The sequence below is a fragment of the Streptomyces beijiangensis genome, from assembly GCF_017315755.1.
GTDB classification, from domain to species: Bacteria; Actinomycetota; Actinomycetes; order Streptomycetales; family Streptomycetaceae; genus Streptomyces; species Streptomyces beijiangensis.
The window spans coordinates 1-18,121 of sequence record NZ_JAFLRJ010000020.1 but is presented as its reverse complement, the minus strand read 5'-3'; the positions used below and the strand labels follow the sequence as shown (position 1 = coordinate 18,121).

17 protein-coding genes and 1 pseudogene are annotated in these 18,121 nt (G+C 69.0%); 11 read left to right on the top strand and 7 right to left on the bottom strand.

What is annotated here, in order from left to right:
- Positions 1 to 50 precede the first annotated feature (50 nt).
- On the bottom strand, positions 51 to 1,217 hold the full coding sequence (gene xylA, locus J0695_RS02795; protein WP_206959808.1) for a xylose isomerase: 1,167 nt from the start codon (positions 1,215 to 1,217) through the stop codon (positions 51 to 53).
- A gap of 99 nt (positions 1,218 to 1,316) precedes the next feature.
- On the opposite strand from xylA, the gene xylB reads away from it, so the two are divergent.
- The 4 genes from xylB (at position 1,317) to J0695_RS02775 (ending at position 6,152) form a co-directional block, all read left to right on the top strand.
- Positions 1,317 to 2,762, top strand: a complete 1,446-nt coding sequence (gene xylB / locus J0695_RS02790) for a xylulokinase (protein ID WP_206959807.1) — start codon at positions 1,317 to 1,319, stop codon at positions 2,760 to 2,762.
- On the top strand, positions 2,759 to 3,931 hold the full coding sequence (locus J0695_RS02785; protein ID WP_206959806.1) for an ROK family transcriptional regulator: 1,173 nt from the start codon (positions 2,759 to 2,761) through the stop codon (positions 3,929 to 3,931). The genes xylB and J0695_RS02785 overlap by 4 nt, the downstream gene beginning before the upstream one ends.
- A gap of 107 nt (positions 3,932 to 4,038) precedes the next feature.
- Positions 4,039 to 5,514 carry an APC family permease gene (locus J0695_RS02780; protein WP_206959805.1) on the top strand — a complete coding sequence of 492 codons (1,476 nt, stop codon included), beginning with the start codon at positions 4,039 to 4,041 and terminating at the stop codon, positions 5,512 to 5,514.
- A 35-nt stretch (positions 5,515 to 5,549) separates the two neighbouring features.
- Positions 5,550 to 6,152 carry an N-acetylmuramoyl-L-alanine amidase gene (locus tag J0695_RS02775; RefSeq protein ID WP_206959804.1) on the top strand — a complete coding sequence of 201 codons (603 nt, stop codon included), beginning with the start codon at positions 5,550 to 5,552 and terminating at the stop codon, positions 6,150 to 6,152.
- 12 nt (positions 6,153 to 6,164) lie between these two features.
- On the opposite strand, the gene J0695_RS02770 is transcribed toward J0695_RS02775, so the two are convergent.
- Positions 6,165 to 7,148 (bottom strand): hypothetical protein, encoded by a 984-nt coding sequence (locus J0695_RS02770; RefSeq protein ID WP_206959802.1) that lies wholly within the window; start codon positions 7,146 to 7,148, stop codon positions 6,165 to 6,167.
- A 171-nt stretch (positions 7,149 to 7,319) separates the two neighbouring features.
- On the opposite strand from J0695_RS02770, the gene exaC reads away from it, so the two are divergent.
- Entirely contained in the window at positions 7,320 to 8,843 is a 1,524-nt protein-coding gene (exaC, locus tag J0695_RS02765; RefSeq protein WP_206959800.1) for an acetaldehyde dehydrogenase ExaC, read from the top strand.
- A 139-nt stretch (positions 8,844 to 8,982) separates the two neighbouring features.
- Here exaC and J0695_RS02760 read toward each other — a convergent pair.
- Positions 8,983 to 9,096, bottom strand: a pseudogene (locus J0695_RS02760) (SDR family NAD(P)-dependent oxidoreductase); the annotation flags it as partial.
- 54 nt (positions 9,097 to 9,150) lie between these two features.
- Here J0695_RS02760 and J0695_RS02755 point away from each other — a divergent pair.
- Together J0695_RS02755 and J0695_RS02750 are read left to right on the top strand one after the other, a co-directional pair.
- Positions 9,151 to 9,741 (top strand): TetR/AcrR family transcriptional regulator, encoded by a 591-nt coding sequence (locus J0695_RS02755; RefSeq protein WP_242552126.1) that lies wholly within the window; start codon positions 9,151 to 9,153, stop codon positions 9,739 to 9,741.
- Positions 9,742 to 9,779: 38 nt separating this feature from the next.
- Positions 9,780 to 10,613, top strand: coding sequence for an SDR family NAD(P)-dependent oxidoreductase (locus tag J0695_RS02750; protein WP_206959797.1), 834 nt, complete (start codon positions 9,780 to 9,782; stop codon positions 10,611 to 10,613).
- Positions 10,614 to 10,651: 38 nt separating this feature from the next.
- On the opposite strand, the gene J0695_RS02745 is transcribed toward J0695_RS02750, so the two are convergent.
- A complete protein-coding gene (locus J0695_RS02745; RefSeq protein ID WP_206959795.1) occupies positions 10,652 to 11,296 on the bottom strand; it encodes a DNA topoisomerase subunit B in 645 nt (214 codons plus the stop codon).
- A 69-nt stretch (positions 11,297 to 11,365) separates the two neighbouring features.
- Positions 11,366 to 12,196, bottom strand: a complete 831-nt coding sequence (locus J0695_RS02740; protein WP_206959794.1) for a slipin family protein — start codon at positions 12,194 to 12,196, stop codon at positions 11,366 to 11,368.
- Between the two features lie 274 nt (positions 12,197 to 12,470).
- Here J0695_RS02740 and J0695_RS02735 point away from each other — a divergent pair, with 274 nt between their 5' ends.
- Positions 12,471 to 12,911, top strand: a complete 441-nt coding sequence (locus tag J0695_RS02735; protein ID WP_206959793.1) for a hypothetical protein — start codon at positions 12,471 to 12,473, stop codon at positions 12,909 to 12,911.
- Between the two features lie 1,185 nt (positions 12,912 to 14,096).
- Here J0695_RS02735 and J0695_RS02730 read toward each other — a convergent pair.
- Complete coding sequence (locus J0695_RS02730; RefSeq protein WP_206959792.1) at positions 14,097 to 14,660, bottom strand: dihydrofolate reductase family protein; 564 nt, start codon at positions 14,658 to 14,660, stop codon at positions 14,097 to 14,099.
- A 376-nt stretch (positions 14,661 to 15,036) separates the two neighbouring features.
- On the opposite strand from J0695_RS02730, the gene J0695_RS02725 reads away from it, so the two are divergent.
- The gene (locus J0695_RS02725; protein WP_307798377.1) at positions 15,037 to 15,255 is read left to right on the top strand and encodes a cold-shock protein; all 219 of its coding nucleotides are present in this window, start codon (positions 15,037 to 15,039) and stop codon (positions 15,253 to 15,255) included.
- A 512-nt stretch (positions 15,256 to 15,767) separates the two neighbouring features.
- Complete coding sequence (locus J0695_RS02720; RefSeq protein WP_206959791.1) at positions 15,768 to 16,253, top strand: hypothetical protein; 486 nt, start codon at positions 15,768 to 15,770, stop codon at positions 16,251 to 16,253.
- Between the two features lie 116 nt (positions 16,254 to 16,369).
- Here J0695_RS02720 and J0695_RS02715 read toward each other — a convergent pair whose 3' ends face one another.
- A complete protein-coding gene (locus J0695_RS02715; protein WP_307798375.1) occupies positions 16,370 to 17,488 on the bottom strand; it encodes a S1 family peptidase in 1,119 nt (372 codons plus the stop codon).
- Between the two features lie 400 nt (positions 17,489 to 17,888).
- Here J0695_RS02715 and J0695_RS02710 point away from each other — a divergent pair.
- The coding region (locus J0695_RS02710) for a hypothetical protein (protein ID WP_206959844.1) at positions 17,889 to 18,121 on the top strand (233 nt) is incomplete at its 3' end.

The window sequence follows — 18,121 nt, the reverse complement described above, 5'->3', positions numbered from 1 at the left end:
AGCGGTCATCTCGCCATCCCTACGGGCAAGTTGGCCACTTCGCGCGGAAATCAGCCGCGGGCCGCGAGCAGGTGGTCCATCGCCAGCTGGTCCAGGTACTCGAAGGCCATGGAGCGCTCGGCGGCCTCCGTGACGTCGAAGTCCTCGAAGGCGCCGCGGTCGGCGAGGAGGGCGGCGAGCCCGTCGCCCGCGGTGGGCTGCGCGAGCTCGTCGAGGCGCGAGGCGCGCAGTGCGGCCTGGACCTCGGGGTCGGCGCGGAAGGCGGCCGTCCGCTCCTTGAGGATCAGGTAGTTGCGCATGCACCCGGAGGCCGAGGCCCAGACTCCGTCCATGCCCTCGGTGCGCGGCGGCTTGAAGTCGAAGTGGCGCGGGCCCTCGTAACCTGCGGTCTCCAGCAGGTCCACGAGCCAGAAGGCCGAACGCAGGTCGCCCGCGCCGAAGCGCAGGTCCTGGTCGTACTTGATGCCGGTCTGACCGTTGAGGTCGATGTGGAAGAGCTTGCCGGACCAGATCGCCTGGGCGATGGAGTGCGTGAAGTTCAGCCCGGCCATCTGCTCGTGGCCGACCTCCGGGTTCACGCCGTACAGCTCGGGACGCTCCAGGCGCTCGATGAACGCCAGCGCGTGGCCGACGGTGGGCAGCAAGATGTCGCCGCGCGGCTCGTTGGGCTTGGGCTCGATGGCGAAGCGGAGGTCGTAGCCCTGCTCGGTGACGTACTCGCCGAGCAGGTCGAAGGCCTCCTTCATCCGGTCCAGAGCCTGCCGGACGTCCTTGGCGCCGCCGGACTCCGCACCCTCGCGGCCGCCCCATGCCACATAGGTCTTGGCGCCGATCTCGGCGGCCAGATCGATGTTGCGGAGGGTCTTGCGCAGGGCGTAGCGGCGTACGTCCCGGTCGTTGGCGGTGAAGCCGCCGTCCTTGAAGACCGGGTGCGTGAAGAGGTTTGTGGTGGCCATCGGCACGATGAGGCCGGTGGCGTCCAGGGCCTGCCTGAAGCGCTTGATGTGGGATTCGCGCTCGGCCTCGCTGGACCCGAAGGGGATCAGGTCGTCATCGTGGAAGGTGACGCCGTACGCACCGAGCTCGGCCAGGCGCTGCACGGACTCGACCGGGTCCAGGGCGGGCCGGGTCGCGTCACCGAACGGGTCGCGTCCCTGCCATCCCACGGTCCACAGGCCGAAGGAGAACTTGTCCTCGGGGGTGGGCTGGTAGTTCATGTCGTACTCCCTATTGACTGGCCCGGGCTATTTCGTCATGGCCGTTAACAAATTAGTATCAGGACGCATCGTTGTGAAGTCGCGGAACGGAGTCAAGTGATGGCAGCACCCATGAGCCCGCTCGTCATCGGGGTGGACAGCTCGACCCAGTCCACCAAGGCACTGGTCGTCGACACGGAAACCGGTGAGGTCGTCGCGAGCGGCCAGGCGCCGCACACCGTGTCCGGCGGCGCGGGAGCGCGCGAGAGCGACCCCGAGCAGTGGTGGCAGGCGCTCACCGCCGCCCTGCACGCCTGCGGGGACGCGGCCTCGCGGGCATCGGCCATCGCGGTCGGCGGGCAGCAGCACGGCCTGGTCACCCTCGACGCCACCGGACGCCCGGTGCGCCCCGCGATGCTCTGGAACGACGTACGGTCGGCCCCGCAGAGCGAGCGCCTGATAGAGGAACTCGGCGGTCCCAAGGCCTGGGCCGAGCGCACCGGCAGCCTCCCCGGCCCGGCGATGACCGTCACCAAGTGGGCCTGGCTGCGGGAGAACGAGCCCGAGGCGGCACGCGCCACGGCCGCCGTGCGCCTGCCCCACGACTACCTCACCGAGCGGCTCACCGGCCGGGCGGTCACCGACCGGGGCGACGCCTCGGGCACGGGCTGGTGGTCGTCGGCGACCGAGGCGTACGACGAGGAGATCCTCGCCCTGGCCGGTCTCTCCCCCGCCATGCTCCCCGAGGTCCTGCGGCCCGACGAGGCGGCCGGCACCGTACACGACCTGCCCGGACTCCCCCTCCCGCCCGGCATGCTGGTCGCACCTGGCACCGGTGACAACGCGGCAGCGGCCCTCGGCCTCGGGCTGCGCCCGGGACAGCCGGTGCTCAGCCTCGGCACCTCGGGCACGGTGTACGCGGTGTCCGGGCACCGTCCCGTCGATCCCACGGGCACCGTGGCGGGTTTCGCGGACGCCCGCGGGGAGTGGCTGCCGCTCGCCTGCACCCTCAACTGCACCCTGGCCGTGGACCGTATCGCCACCCTGCTCGGCCTGGACCGCGAGGCTGTGGAGGCGGGCGGCAGCGCCACCGTCCTGCCCTTCCTCGGCGGCGAGCGCACGCCCCAACTCCCGCACGCCGCCGGTCTGTTCTACGGCCTTCGGCACGACACCACCGGCGGCCAGCTGCTCCAGGGCGCCTACGACGGAGCGGTCTTCGCCCTGCTCGCCGCTCTGGAACAGGTCCTCGACGCGGACGCCGATCCCACGGCTCCGCTGCTCCTGATCGGCGGCGGCGCACAGGGCACGGCCTGGCGCGAGACCGTACGACGTCTTTCGGGCCGTGCCGTACAGGTGCCCGCGGCCAAGGAGCTGGTGGCGCTCGGCGCGGCCGCACAGGCGGCGTCCCTGCTCACCGGTGAGGACCCGGCGGCGGTCGCCCGCCGCTGGGGCACGGCGCAGGGACCGCTGTACGCTCCCCTCCCGGTGGACGAATCCGCGCTGGCCAGGATCGGATCCACGCTCACCGAAGCCGATGCGCTGCTGCGCCAGGAGGTCCGACCATGAACGCCCCCCTTCCCAACACCCAGCAGGGCATGCGGCGGCGCAACCTCTCCCTGGTGATGCACGCGGTCGCCGGGCACGGTCCGCTCTCCCGGGCCGGCGTCGCGGGCCGTATCGGACTCACCCGGGCGGCCGTCTCCTCCCTGGTCGACGAACTGATCCGCGGCGGGCTGCTGGTGGAGCTCGGCCGCGAGCAGAGCGGCGCGGTCGGCCGCCCGGGCAGCGCGCTCTCGCTCAGCTGCCGGGGCCCGGTCGGCATCGGCGCGGAGATCGGCGTCGACCATCTCGCCGTCTGCGCCGTCGATCTGCACGGCAAGGTACGTGCCCGGGCCAGCGCGCAGGCCGACCACCGAGGCCGCCCGGCCGAGCCGGTCCTGAAAGAACTCGCCGAGCTGATCCGCCAGGTGACGGAGGCCGCACGCGCCGAGGGCCTGCGGCCCGCGGGGATCGCGGTCGCCGTCCCCGGTCTGGTGGCGCGCGACACCCAGACCGTGGTCCGCGCCCCCAACCTCGGCTGGGAGGACATCGATCTGGGCGACAGCCTGCCGTACGGAGTCCAGCTGAGCGTCGACAACGAGGCCAACCTCGGTGCGCTCGCCGAACTCTGGATCGGCGGCGACCCCGCGCCCCAGGACTTCGTGCATGTCTCCGCGGAGATCGGCATCGGCGCGGCGGTGGTGGTCGAGGGCAGGCTGCTGCGCGGAACCCACGGCTACGCGGGCGAGTTGGGGCACGTTCCGGTACGCCCCGAGGGCCCGGCCTGCGCCTGCGGCGGCCGTGGCTGCCTGGAGCAGTACGCCGGCGAGGAGGCCGTGCTGCGCGCCGCCGGCCTCACGGCGACCGGCCGCGGCGTGGACCTGCTCGCCGCGCGCGCGGCGGACGGCGACCGTACGGTACGGCGCGCCCTGAGCACGGCGGGCGCGGCGCTCGGTATCGCGCTCGCCGGGACGGTGAATCTGCTCGACCCGCAGGCGGTGATCCTCGGCGGCGCGCTCTCGCGCCTCGCCCCGTGGCTGCTGCCGTCCCTGGAGCGGGAGCTGACCCGGCGCACCGCCGAGCCCGCCCGCCCCACTCTCACCGTCTCGCGTCTCGGCTCGGAGGGCCCGCTGCTCGGCGCGGCACACTCGGTGGTGCGAGCGGTACTGGACGACCCGTCCTCGTACGCGGCCTGACCGTACGCACCGGCCTCTTCCGCCCCTCGTACACCGGCCCGTACCGTATGACCCGCGAGACTCTTGCCGGTCGCCGGTCCGGATCCACGGACGCAAGGAGTCGAAAGATGTCGGGGGAAAAGAATCCAGGGCTGCGCCGCGACGCCGTCGGGCTGCGCGAGGTCCTCTTCCAGAGCATCACGGCGATGGCGCCCGCGGCTGCCGTCGCCGCTTCCATACCCTCGGGCGCCGCATTCGCGGGCGGCAGTCTGCCGCTCGCCGTGCTGGTGGCGCTCGTCGCCTGCCTCTTCACCGCATCCTGCATCGCCGAACTGGCACGGCATCTGCCGGCCGCGGGCTCGGTGGCCACGTACTCCTCCCAGGGAATCCATCCGGCCGTCGGCTTCCTCGTCGGCTGGGGCTATGTCTTCGTCGAGGCGCTGGTTCCCGCACTGCTCCTGCTCCAGCTGGGATTCACCACCGCGCCGACCCTGCACCGGCAGTGGTCCTCGTACCCGGCGGACCTGTGGTGGCCGTGGGCCGTCGCGGGCGCCGTGATCATCGCGCTGGCGGGCTTCTTCGGCGTACGGGCCTCCGCCCGCTTCGGCACCGTGCTCGGCCTCTTCGAGGTGGCGGTGTTCCTGGCTTTCGCGGTGATGCTGATCGCGAAGGCGGGCGACGCCAACACCCTCTCGGTGTTCGGCACTTCGCACACCGCCGAAGGCCATACGGGCATCAGCGGCGTCTTCGCGGGCTCCGTCTACACCGTCCTCGCCTTCGCCGGGTTCGAGGCCGCGGCCCCGCTCGCCGAGGAGGCCAAGGATCCGCGGCGCACCATGCGGCGGGCCGTGCTGGGTGCCGCGCTGTCGATCGGGCTGTTCTACGTCCTGACGACGTACGCCATGTCCGTGTACTTCGGGCCCGACAAGTTCGCCGGCTTCGGGGTCTCGGGCGACGCCTCCTGGGAAGGGGTGGCGCGCGCCTCGTTCGGACTGTTCTGGGTGCTGGTCTTCCTCGCCGTCGTCAACTCGACCATCGCCAACGCCAATGCCTGCTCGAACGTCTCCACCCGTACGGCCTTCGCGCTGGGCCGCGCCGGAGTCTTCCCGCGCCCCTTCACGCGCATCCATCCGCGCCACCGCTCCCCCGTCGTGGGCGTCGCCGTGCAGTTCGTCGTCGCGCTGGCGGCGGTGCTCGGCCTCGGTTTCGCCTACGACCCGGTGACGGCCTTCTATCTGCTGGCCACCGTCATCGTGACCGTGGTCATCGGGGTGTACATCGTCGTGAACCTCGCCTGCGCCGGGTACTTCCTGCGGCGCAGGCGCGAGGCGTTCAACCCGGTGCTGCACCTGCTCTTCCCGCTGCTCGGCATCGTCGCCTTCGTCCCCGCGCTGCTGACGGCCGCCGGGATCCCCGCCTTCGACTTCGTCACCGAGCTCACGCCCCCGGTCTCGTACGCGGGTCCCGTGGTCGGCGCCTGGATGCTGATCGGCGTGCTGGTCCTGGCCGTACTGGTGCGCCGTCATCCCGGGCGGCTGGCGGAGACCGGCCGGATCCACCTGGACGATCCGCAGGACACCCCCGACCCGCTCCCCCGGCCGTAGGCCCGTACCGTCCGTACCACCACAGGAGAGGCTCCATGCCACGCGAAAGATCAGGACCCAGCCGCAGACGGCTGCTCCAGGGAGCCGCCCTCACCGCGGCCGCCGGCTTCCTGCTGCCCGCCACCCACGCGGAGGCGGGCGCGACGGCCGACACCGACTACCCGCTCGCGCACTGGACGCCGGGCTCGACCGCCAACTACACGGCGTCCACCCGGCCTTCGGCGTACACGATCGACCGGGTGATCATCCATGTCACCCAGGAGACCTTCAGCAACACCATCGCCATCTTCCAGAACCCGGCGAAGCAGGTCACCGCGCACTATGTGGTGCGCTCCGCCGACGGGTACGTCGCCCAGTGCGTCCGGGAGCGCGACATCGCCTGGCACGCCGGGAACTGGGGGTACAACACCCGCAGCATCGGCATCGAGCACGAGGGCTGGGTCGACCAGCCCTCGTACTTCACCAACGCCATGTACGAGAAATCGGCGGCGCTCACCGCCTCCGTCTGCGACCGGTACGGGATCCCCAAGGACCGCGAGCACATCCTGGGCCACTACCAGGTACCGGGGACCGACCACACCGATCCCGGCCCCGAGTGGGACTGGGTGCGTTACATCCGGCTGGTCAACTTCGCCTGAGACCAGGCCCGTTCAGTACGAGGGGTACTGGCCCGGCGGGACGTCCGAGACCGTGGCGTTCCCGCCGGGCCCCGGTTTAAGGGTCAGGGTCCAGGTGCTGTACACGATCTGGGTGGAGGTGGTGGTCGTCTCGAACTTCGACGTCCGGTCGAACTTCTGGAAGCTGCAGTTCCGGGAGAACTTCTTCGCTCCCTGGTCCCAGTCCTCGCCCGACGCGTAGTAGATGGTGTAGGTGCCGTCGTCGATGTGCCTGACCTTGACGGTGGAGTGCTTGCGCGCATAAACGGTGAACGTGACCTTCTTGCCCCGGGCCACCGTCAGCGTCGTATCGCTGCCGCCCGAGTTGACGACGGTGAGGACGCCGCGCCCGCTGCGGTCCCCGTCCCGCAGGAAGGTGCCGTTGCCCAGGCTGCGGTGCTGCTGCCTGGGCATCCTCGGCAGGACCAGCCCGACCTTGTAGCCGCGGGCGGTGAGGGTCGCGCCCGCCGTACGCAGGGCGGCGAAGCTCTTCTCGGTGCCGACCTGCGCGACGGCCGCCCGCGGGGTGCACAGACCGCTGGAGGCGGGCTTGGCCAGGGCGGTACTCGTGGCCAGCAGGTCCGTGTGGAGATCGTCCATGGCGCGGGCGAGTGCCGCGTGCTCGGACCGCACCGGTTCCGGGGTGCGTACACCGTCGAGCCGCCTGCCCGCACCTCCCGTCGCGTCCGACGCATGGCGGAGCGCCTTCTGCACCGCGACACCGGACCGCGCCCGGGCAAGCTCCGCCAGGGCGTTGTCGACGGGAGCGGTCGCGCCACTCAGGGATGTCCCGTACTCGGCCGCGGTGACCGGCGCCGACGTGGCCGCGGACGGCGTGGGACCCGCACCCCGGCTGTCGCCCTCGACGTGGCTGTCACTGCAGCCGCAGAGCGTCAGCGCGGAGCCGGCTAAGAGGACGACCGCCCCTCCCCAGACCCTTTTCGCCCCATGCGCAGCACTAAGCGCTTTTCGTTGCATGACATCCCCCGTTGTCTCGCGTCGTGCCTTTCGTGTCGAGAATCCAAGAGAGAGCACGAAGCCGTCAATGGGGGCTGTCGTGACGCTTGTCGTGTGAGCTGCGGAGGACAACGATGAGGAACATCCAAGCGCCGTCCAACGGCGGGCGGCGCCTTCAGGGAGGCCCCAGAGATGACCCGTTACGCTGCGCCCGGCACCGACGGCGCGATCGTCTCGTACCAGTCCCGCTACGACCACTGGATCGGCGGAGAGTACGTCCCCCCGGCCCGCGGTCAGTACTTCGACAACCCCAGCCCCATCAACGGCCGCCCCTTCACCGAGATCGCCCGAGGCACCGCCGAGGACGTCGAGACCGCTCTCGATGCCGCACACGCTGCCGCGCCCGGCTGGGGCCGTACGGCCGCGGGCGACCGTGCGGTGATCCTCAACAAGATCGCCGACCGTATGGAGGAGCACCTCGAAGAGCTCGCGGTCGCGGAGTGCTGGGAGAACGGCAAGCCGATACGCGAGTGCCTGGCCGCCGACATCCCCCTCGCCATCGACCACTTCCGCTACTTCGCGGGCGCCCTGCGCTCCCAGGAAGGGACGCTCAGCGAGGTCGACGACGACACCGTCGCGTACCACTTCCACGAGCCGCTCGGCGTCGTCGGACAGATCATCCCGTGGAACTTCCCGATCCTCATGGCCGTCTGGAAGCTGGCACCGGCACTGGCGGCGGGCAACGCGGTGGTGCTGAAGCCGGCCGAGCAGACACCGGCCTCGATCCACGTCCTGATGGGCCTGATCGCGGATCTGCTGCCGCCGGGCGTCGTCAACATCGTCAACGGTTTCGGCGTCGAGGCAGGCAAGCCCCTCGCCTCCAGCGCACGCGTCGCGAAGATCGCCTTCACGGGCGAGACCACCACGGGGCGGCTGATCATGCAGTACGCCTCGGAGAACATCAAGCCCGTCACCCTCGAACTCGGCGGCAAGTCCCCGAACATCTTCTTCGACGACGTCTGGTCGGCCGACGACGACTTCCGCGACAAGGCCCTCGAAGGCTTCACCATGTTCGCGCTCAACCAGGGCGAGGTCTGTACGTGTCCCTCGCGCGCCCTGATCCAGCGCGGGCACTACGGCGAATTCCTCGAAGCGGGCATCGCGCGCACCGAGGCGATCACTCCCGGGCACCCCCTGGACACCGGCACGATGATCGGCGCCCAGGCCTCCAACGACCAGCTCCAGAAGATCCTCGCGTATCTCGACATCGGCCAGCAGGAGGGCGCGAAGATCCTGACAGGCGGTCAGCGCATCGAGTACGACGGCGAGTTGGCGGGCGGCTACTACGTCCAGCCCACGATCTTCGAGGGCGACAACAGCATGCGGGTCTTCCAGGAGGAGATCTTCGGCCCGGTCGTCGCCGTCACCTCGTTCAGCGACTTCGACGACGCGATCAGGACAGCGAACGACACGCTCTATGGGCTGGGCGCGGGTGTGTGGACGCGGGACATGAACACCGCTTACCGGGCGGGCCGGGCGATCCAGGCCGGCCGTGTCTGGACGAACTGCTACCACGCGTATCCCGCGCACGCGGCGTTCGGCGGGTACAAGCAGTCGGGGATCGGCCGCGAGAACCACAAGATGATGCTCGACCACTACCAGCAGACGAAGAACATTTTGGTTTCATACAGCCCGAAGAAACTTGGGTTCTTCTAGAGACTGAAGCCGGGTTGTCTGGAGGCTCTTCGCTCTCCAGACAACCCGGACAGCGCCCATCGTGTGCAGTCACTTGAGTCTCTCGTGCTACCGGCTGGGCGCTGGCCGAGCTCGTACGCCGCTTTATGTACGCCTACGGCTCCTTGTTGCGGCCGGTGATGTGCACCGTGGCACCACGCGCCTGGAGCAGGCGGGCCGTTGCGAGCCCGATACCGGACGTTCCCCCGACCACGAGGGCAGTGCGCCGGGACATGACATCTCCTTATTTCGAACCGCCGCGTCTCGCATTGAGCTAGCCTTCATGGTCATGGACAAGCAACCCCCCTCGGAGTCACGCCCGGGACGCAAGCGCAGCGAGGAAAGCCGGCGGGCGATCCTGGTCGCGGCGTTCGAACTGGTCGGCGAAGTCGGCTACGCGGGCCTGACGATCGAGGGAATCGCCAACCGCGCCGGATGCGGCAAGCAGACGATCTACCGCTGGTGGCCCTCCAGGGCGCACGTTCTCCTCGAGGCGCTCGCCGTGAAGGCGGATCTGTACGTCACGAACGCCGACCACGGCTCCTACGGCGACGACCTGCGGGCCTTCCTGGAGGACACGTTCCGGCTCGGCCGTCAGCAGCGCGTCGTCGACATCCTGCGCGCCCTGATGGCGGAGGCCCAGATCAACGAGGAGTTCGGCCAGCTCTTCCGCAGCGCCTTTCTGCAGCGCCGGCGCGACGCGCTCCAGGCCGTCCTCGACCGGGCCCTGGCGCGGGGGGACCTGCCGCCCCGTCCTGCCGCGTCCACCGTTCTGGACATCGTGTTCGGCACCTTGTGGTACAGGCTCCTGGCCACGCGCCGGCCCGTGGGCAACGACCTCGTCGAGGAGCTCACCGCCACCCTCGCACAGGCCGCATAACCCCCGATCAACACAGCGATCGACCTGGGAGACCAGCAATGAACCTTTCCCGCGCCATCCTCATCACCGGGGCCACCGACGGCCTCGGCCTGGCCCTGGCCGAACGCCTGGCAGTCGACGGCGCCGACCTGATCCTGCACGGCCGCAACCAGGCCAAACTCGCCCGCATCGCGGACCAGTTCGCGGCCCGCGGCGCATCCAGGCCCCGAACCGTGACCGCGGATCTCGCCGACCTCGACCAGGTCCGCCGCATGGCCGCTGAGATTCGCGCATCGGTGAGCCGACTCGACGTCCTGGTGAACAACGCCGGCATCGGCGGCGGGCAACCGGACGGCCGCACCCGCCGCACCAGCGCCGACGGCCATGAGCTGCGCTTCGCCGTCAACTACCTCGCCGGCTTCCTGCTCACGCTCGAACTCCTGCCGCTGCTGCGCGCGTCAGCGCCGGCCCGCATCGTCAACGTCGCCTCCATCGGCCAGCACCCGCTCGACTTCGAAAATCTGATGCTGGAACACGACTACGACGGCACCCGAGCCTACGGCCAGAGCAAACTCGCCCAGATCACGTCCGGCTTCGAACTCGCCGCACGCCTGCCCGCCGACGAGGTCACGGTCAACAGCCTGCACCCCGCCACCTACATGCCGACCAAAATCGTCCTCGCCGAGATCGGACACAGCATCGACACGCTGGACCAAGGAGTGACCGCCACCCACCGGCTCGCCACCGATCCGGCACTCGCCGACACCACTGGGCGCTTCTACGACCGCACTCGCGACACACGCGCTCATTCCCAGGCATACGACGGCGAGGCCCGACTGCGCTTGTGGCAGGCAAGCCTGGAACTCACCAAAGCCGAGAGCCCCCTGTGTTGAGTGCCACTGAGGTTGAGGCCGTGGGCAGGGCCCCTTGGTCACCGACCTGACCGGTCACCGCCGTCGCGCTGATCGTCGAGGCGGACAGTCAGGTCGGGCCAGCACTCGGACCATCGCGCCGGATCGCCCGCGGTCAACGACCACCGCGAACGCAGGGTTTCGTCCGGCAGGAAGCTGACGCAGGTCCCCGTGGTCCCGTCAACCCCGACGGGCTCCAGATCGGTCACCGGAACGCCGTGCTCATAGCGCTGGCTCCAGGATCCGTTGAGACGGCGGTTGGTATGAATCAGCCACTCGCTGAGCGCTGCGACGACCGACATACCGCGGCGCGGATGTCCGTCCGGAAGCCGCTCCGCCTCCGGGATGTCGAAGAACCGAAGATCCTTCGTGGCCATGACCGGCTTCTTGGTCACCCGGCCGTGTTCGTCGACCCGAGTGTCGGTGCCCCGTCCGTCATCCTTCACCGACACGGAGCCGTCGGTATGCAGCGTGACCACACACTGTCCGCCGCCACGGCTCGCTGCCTCGTCAGCGGCGTAAGCAATGACCTCAAGAACGAGGTGTTCCGGCCCGCCCGGAGCGAACTCTGCAGATTCCTGGCGGATCCGACCGAGATGGTCCGTGTCCACGGTGCCGGCCCAATCGTGCGTGGTGTCGACCCAAGAAGCCCGTGTTCCATCCATCCGAAAAGTATCCGTCGGGCGCTCGTTCAGCGCCTGGCATCCGTACGGATCCGTACGGCGGGACGGGCGTCAGCCGTCACCGGACGGTGTCTCGGAGCTGCGATTGTCCGGTGCGGGCTCTGCCGCGGCGGCCGCGGCCTCCCTGCTGAGGAAGGCGCCCAGTTCGCCGATGGTGCTCATCAGGGGGGCAGGGAAGACGACGGTGGTGTTCTTGTCGACACCGATCTCCACGAGGCTCTGGAGGTTTCGGAGCTGGAGGGCAAGAGGGTGGGCCATCATCGTGTCCGAGGCGTCGCCCAGTGCCGCTGCGGCGAGCGATTCGCCCTCCGCGTTGATGATCTTGGCGCGCTTCTCCCGCTCGGCCTCGGCCTGGCGGGCCATCGCGCGCTTCATGCTTTCGGGCAGCTGGATGTCCTTGAGCTCTACCAGAGTGACCTCGACACCCCATTCGGTGGTGGCGACGTCGAGAATCTCGCGGATGCCGAGATTGATGCGGTCGGTCTCCGAGAGCGTCTCGTCGAGCGTGTGCTGGCCGACGACCTTACGCAGGGTGGTCTGGGCGATCTGATTGGTCGCGGCGTTGATGTTCTCGATGGCGACGACCGATTTCACGGAGTCCACGACACGGAAGTACGCCACGGCCGACACGTCGACGCTCACATTGTCGCGGGTGATGATGCCCTGCGACTGGATCGGCATCGTGACGATCCGCAGGGACACCCGGTGCAGGACGTCGACGAACGGAATGATGGCCCGCAGACCCGGAGCCCGCACGCCGACGAGACGGCCGAGGCGGAACAGAACGCCCTGCTCGTACTGCTTGACGATCTTCAGCGACATGGTGAGGGCCAGCAGTACCAGAACGCCGACGACGACGAGGACGACGATCAGAATTGCCATGGCTTCACTCCTTTCGGCGAGGACCCGATACCTTCAAGTTACTCCTGGGCGAGGCGCGATGCCCAAGTCCGATACAGCACCTCCATCACGGAGGGTCACAGGCCGGCGGTTCTGGCACAGTCTCTGAACTGGCTGTTCAACGCCTGCGGCTACCGAACGTCATACCGTCCGTCCGGTCGCCCACTCAACGTGAGCTGCAGCCCGGGTGCCGGATTTGAGGCTTCGCCGGGGCCCTGGTGCATGGCGTGGCGGCCGGGCAGGCTAGTTTGCCAGGGTGAGTCTCCTTAATGATGTGGCCGAGCGCGACGGCTGGCTGTGCTGGGTGTGTGACGAACCGGTCGACCCCGACGAGTCGGTGAACGATCCGCGGGGGCCCAGCATCGACAGCCGGACCGCCGACCGGAAAGCCAAGGTCGCCGAGCGGCTCGCGCACCGCGGATGCAACACCCGCAAGGGCGCGGTCAAGGTGGTCATCGCCTGGCCGGACCGCCTGTACGTGGTCGAACCCGCACCGCTGATCACCGTTGCGGGGAGGCTGGAGCGCAAGGGGGGCCGTGAGATGGTGGGCCGCTGTCCGACCAAGCGGGACGCCCAAGAGGCGGCGGATTGGCTGGTGGACCGTTTCTCCCGACTGGTGCCGGGGCTGCAGGTAACTGCCGATATCGAGCCCGGCGGCGGCCAGTTCCTCGTCATCCTGGCCACCGGCCGCCGCTGAGCGGAGATCACCAGCGCACACGCGCGTCGAGCTGAACCGTCGGCCCACATCGGCTGGTCCTGGTACGAGCTCAGCTTGCTGTCTGGCGGGGGTGGTCGGCGCGCCCCAGATGGAGGCGTACGCCGCGAACAAGGCCGCTCAGATCCGCCCAGCCGCTGTCCGACTGGCTCACCGCCCATCCCGGTGGGCCGAGCGCGACGAGATCGCGAGTGTGGCACTCTTCCTCACCGGCCAGACCCTGCTGGTCGACGGCGGAGCTTCCGTACCGGACGGAGGACTCGCCGGAACACCCAAGCCCCGCTCTCCCTTCCCACCCGCATGACGGTGTGCCAACACCAGGCCGAAAGGTCCGCGGATTGGCGCCACAACTGGCATACGAGCTGGCCTCCGAGCTCCTGCGCGGGCCTCACGCAAAGTCGGTGCCAACGGGACCTGCGGCTCCCGTTGACGCCTCTTCCCTCTCCCGCAGGTCTCCAGCGGCAGCTGTCACGCTCCTGTCGACATCGGTATCGGCCCCGATTCGCTCTATTGCGCGTGCCTTCCGCCTCGCGGCCTGAAGGCCGGCGGCTCCTCCCGCGGTCCGGCGAGGAGTGCGCGCACCGTGATGTTCGACCGAAAGGGGAGGAACTCGCGACGCAGTTCTGTTCTGGCCCGGTCTGCTTCGGCGGACTGAAGTCCTGTCGCGCTGGACCGGAAAGCCTGCCAGCTCCCGCACGCTTCTTCGACATGCCCTGCCCGGAGCAGCAGTTTGGTACGGACAGCATGGGTCAGCGCCAGGCCTCGACGGTCGTCAGGACTGCGGTGCTGAGATGACACGGACAACGCCTCGATCGCCGCTCTGGCGTCACCGAGCCTGCGCAAGGTCTGAGCACGCTGAAACTCGATTGCCGCAATGGAGTATGTGCCGAACGGCCCCTTGGGAGACTGGTGTTCCAATGAAAAGAGCTTGGCGTCGTCCAAAGCCTGTATCGCCTCACGAATGCCGACTTCCGGTGATCGAGGCCGAGCGACTGGCGCCTTCTCAGCGACGATCATTCTCAGATTCGGTTGAGGCCGAGGACGACGGGTTCGGTCCGTCCGACTCGCCTTCGCCAGGCGGTATTTCACACCATTTCGCGCAGATCACTTCGCTGGGAGACCGTCACCGGCCGGCCCGTTCCCCCCATGGCTCGGCGGACAGGCGGGCTACCGCACCACGCGGTAGCGCAGGGAGACGACTCTCGAAATGAAGGTGCGGGTCTCGACGAGTTCGAGCTCCACCCGGCGCTCACGCCGGGGAAAGAACGGAATGCCACCGCCAACCAGCACCGGGTAGACCCTGGGTCGGTACTCGTCGATCAGACCCAACGCGGCCACCTCGGCGGCGAGAGCCGCGCCGCCGATCGCGATGTCACCCTCCCCCGGCTCGGCCCGCCACCGCTCGATCTCCTCCGCCAGGCCGCCGGCGGCCAGGCGGGCATTGCCTTGCACTGCCTGCAGCGTGGTGGAGAACACCACCCTGGGGAGCTGCTTCCAGAGCGCTGCCCACTCGAGCAGCGAAGCGTCGAGCGATGGGTCCTGGTCGGCGGTCTCCCAGTACAGCATCGTCTCGTACAGCCGTCGTCCCAACAGATGGACCCCGACCGCTCGAATCTCGTCGGTGACGAAGCGAAAGATCTCCTCGTCGGGCGCCGTCCAGTCGAAGCCACCGTCCGGCCCGACGATGTAGCCGTCGAGCGAGACGCCCATCGAGTAGGTCACGCTGCGCATCAGAAGGTCTCCTCGGATTCGGGTTCGACAGTACGACCGCCGGACGCCGCAAAACTCATCGCGGCTCGCGGCACCTCCTGGGCCGGGTCGCCTCACACTCCCTTTTGGTGTAGCCGGCGACGAATCGTGGCCAACCAGCAGACCGGCGTGCCGGGTATGCGCGGGCGCGGAACGCGATCGGTGCAAGTCGGCGCGGGCAACGCGCATCTGGCTCAAGCACTCAAGTCAACTCATTTGAGTGGTTTAAGCCAAGAACGCTCTCAGACTGGATACCCGAAAAGTACTGCCGCCAGTCGAGCGGGCACCCACTTCGTCTTCGGCACGGCGCGTGGCGGCCAGACCCTACTCAAGCGGTGGTGCCGGAACCGGCATCGAAATGGAGGCAGGTATGACGCAATCGTGTATTGGTTTCGTCCAGTTCTGGGATCGAAGCCGGGGATTCGGATTCATCACCCCTCTCGGCAGCAACCAGCCGGTTTACGTCCAGCGTGACGACATCGAGGGCGAGTGCCAGAATCTCTCCGATGATCAGCAGGTCAGTTTTGTCCTCGAACTCGGACCGGGCCGCTTCGAAGCCAAACACGTACGCCCCTGACCGGCCCAGCCCGTAAGCATCCGGACCGCAGTCTCTGCGGGTGCACAGCGTCCTCGGTACCGGCACCATCACGAAGAAACGGGGAGCATCCGCGGCCATGACCGTCCCGCACCCGGCTGCTTCGCCCCCGAAGCCAGCACCGACGACCTATTGAAGCTGCACGAGGCCATCGAGGCGAACGACCCGCAGACCTACGGGGAGCTGGACCTCGCGTTCCACCCCCGCATCTGAGAGGGCTCAGGCAGCCGCCGGCTCATTCTCAAAGCGGAGAACCTCGTCGCTCAGGTACGCCTGGGCAGCTCTCTCTCCGCGCAGGGCAGCGGAGCTGCCGTAACCGACGCCGGCCGGCCACCGCAGGGCGGCGTCAACCGTCAGACCGCTGTCACCAACTGGGATGGAAGGCTGGACCGTTGGAGTGAGATCTGTCGGGGGCGCAGAAACGATCGTGCTTGGCTGTACGACGCAGCCGGCGACGCTCGCGGCGCCCCCTCTTCGGAAAGCCAGGTCCACTCATGCGTTCCCTGCCCTCCTGGGTCAAGACCGCCTTCATCGGTTGTGGTGCGCTCAGCGCGCTGTTGGCCGGCACTGCGCCGACGGTCGCGGCCTCTCCTCCCTCGGCCGTGGCGTCCGGGTTGTGCGGGCCCGGCTATCGCGTGATCGACACCTATGACTTCGTCCAGGACGACCGGCCCAGGGCGACGGTCTATCTCACGTACAACGCCGCCCAGAAGAAGGTGTGCACGGTCAACCTGCGCCCCTCCTACGGCCCCGCCCTTCATCTGTCCGCCTACGTCCAGGCCGAGGAGGGCGAACGCGTCGCGAATGCGGGCCAGTTCCACCTCTATGCCGGCCCCGCCCGTTCCGGCGCCGGTGACGGATGTGTGCGCTGGGGAGGCCAGTACCGCACGCTTCAGTGGCACGCCCAGGCTCCGCTGACCGCCGATGCCGCCGCCTGGTGCCCTGCCAGCCGCTGGGCTCCGTACCACGAGGCGTCCTGACTCCTTCCGTACACGCGGATACGTCAACGACCAGCGGGCCGCCGTCTCCCGGCACCCCCGCCACGGTCCCGGTGTGCCGAACGGCCTCGATCGCCGCCCAGCACACCGGGATCCGGTCAGGCGGTGTGCAGTGTCAGGCCGTACCGGTTGAGAATCTCGTTGATCGGCTGGTGCCAGGTCTCGCCTCCGCTGGAGCAGTTGCCCCAGCCTCCCGAGGTGACACCCTGCGCCTGGTCGCCGCTGATGAAGGAGCCGCCCGAGTCGCCGGGTTCGGCGCAGACACTGGTCTTGGTCATCTCGTACACCGCGCCCTGGCTGTAGTTCACGGTCTCATTGGTCGCCAGGACGTTGCCGCAGTGCCAGTGCGAGGTGGAGCCCGACCGGCAGATGGAGGCACCGATGGGCGCGACCGCGGAGCCCCGTACCAGCTGGTCGGAGACCGTGCCCCAGCCGAGCACGACCGGGACCGTCCACCAGCCGTTCCCCACGTTGACCCAGGAGTAGTCGTTGCCCGGGAACGACGAGCCCTGGAAGTTCCCGATCGCCGAGCCGTCCCAGCCGCTGACCGCCGCGCCCGTCTGACCGCAGTGGCCCGCGGAGACGAAGCCGCCGTAGACGGAGAACCCTATGGAGCACCGGACGTTGCCGGTGTAGTACGGGTCGCCGCCGACCGTCCCCGCGGAGAGGGTCCGCGGGGCCTCGCTGACCTGCTGGACCGTGACGGGACCGGTTTTCGCGGCCTGTGCGACAAACGCTCGGACATCGTTGTCACCGCTGCGTGAGGCGACAACGTTGACGATGACGCGGCTCGCTTGCGGGTCCACGTGCCAACTGCTCACACCGGAGGGCGCCTTGAGGGCGTCGATCTTCTTCTTGGCGCTGTCGAGCTGCCGTTCGGTGTGGGTGACGAACCGGACGTCCGCTCCCGTGGCCCTGACCGCGCCGGCCTTCGCCTTGTCCGTGACGGCTACGGTCAGTTTCCCCGCGGTGACGTCGTACCAGGCACCGCCGAAGGACGCGCCCGCGGCGTTGCGGGCCATGCCCTGGAGGGCGGCCGCCTTCTTCTCGGCCGCGAGCCGCTTGACGGCTTCGGGCTTCGACAGGCCCAGATCCTTCTGCATCGCCGTCAGAAGACTGGACGAGGCCGGTGCCGTCGCTGTGGGGGAAGGGGAATCGGCCGCGGCGGCCGAGGGGAGACCGACGGAGGCTGCTGTACCGATGAGCAGTGCGCACACACCGGCGCCGAGCGCGGCCCTGCGGCGCTTCGCGGATGTGTTCGTGGGGTGCGTCAGATATCTCAAGGCGGATGGCCCTTCTGTCGTTCCAGCTCGGTGGGGGGTGAACGGGCGAGATCCGGGAACGCAGGATGAGAGCGCTCTCAGAGCGACCCGGACCGGAGCGTAGCGGTCCTTTCGCGGGCAGGTCCATGCCAATGTCTACAGGGGCGGGGATCTGGCCGGAACCGTGCGGTCCGTACGGAATCCCTTGCCGATCACCGGAGATGGCACCCCTGTCAACCCGGCGCATTTCACCGTGAGTTCACCACCGGCGCCCTTGAAGATCCTTCCCGTATCGGCGGCAGGAACCTACGCTCGTCGGCGCCCCCTGCCTTCGCATCCCCGAGAGGCCCTGCCCATGTCTGACCCTCACCACCGCGGCAAGCGGCGGACAGGCGCGAGAACGGCCGCACTCGCGCTGAGTACCGTGCTGATCGCCGCCGCGCCCGCCCCGTTCGCGTCCGCGGCCCCCGCCGTAGACGCCGCGACGGCCCACGCCAGCGCCTTCGTCGACCCCTTCATCGGCTCGGCGAACGGCGGCACCACCTTCCCCGGGGCCACCGCGCCCCACGGCATGATCGCCTGGTCGCC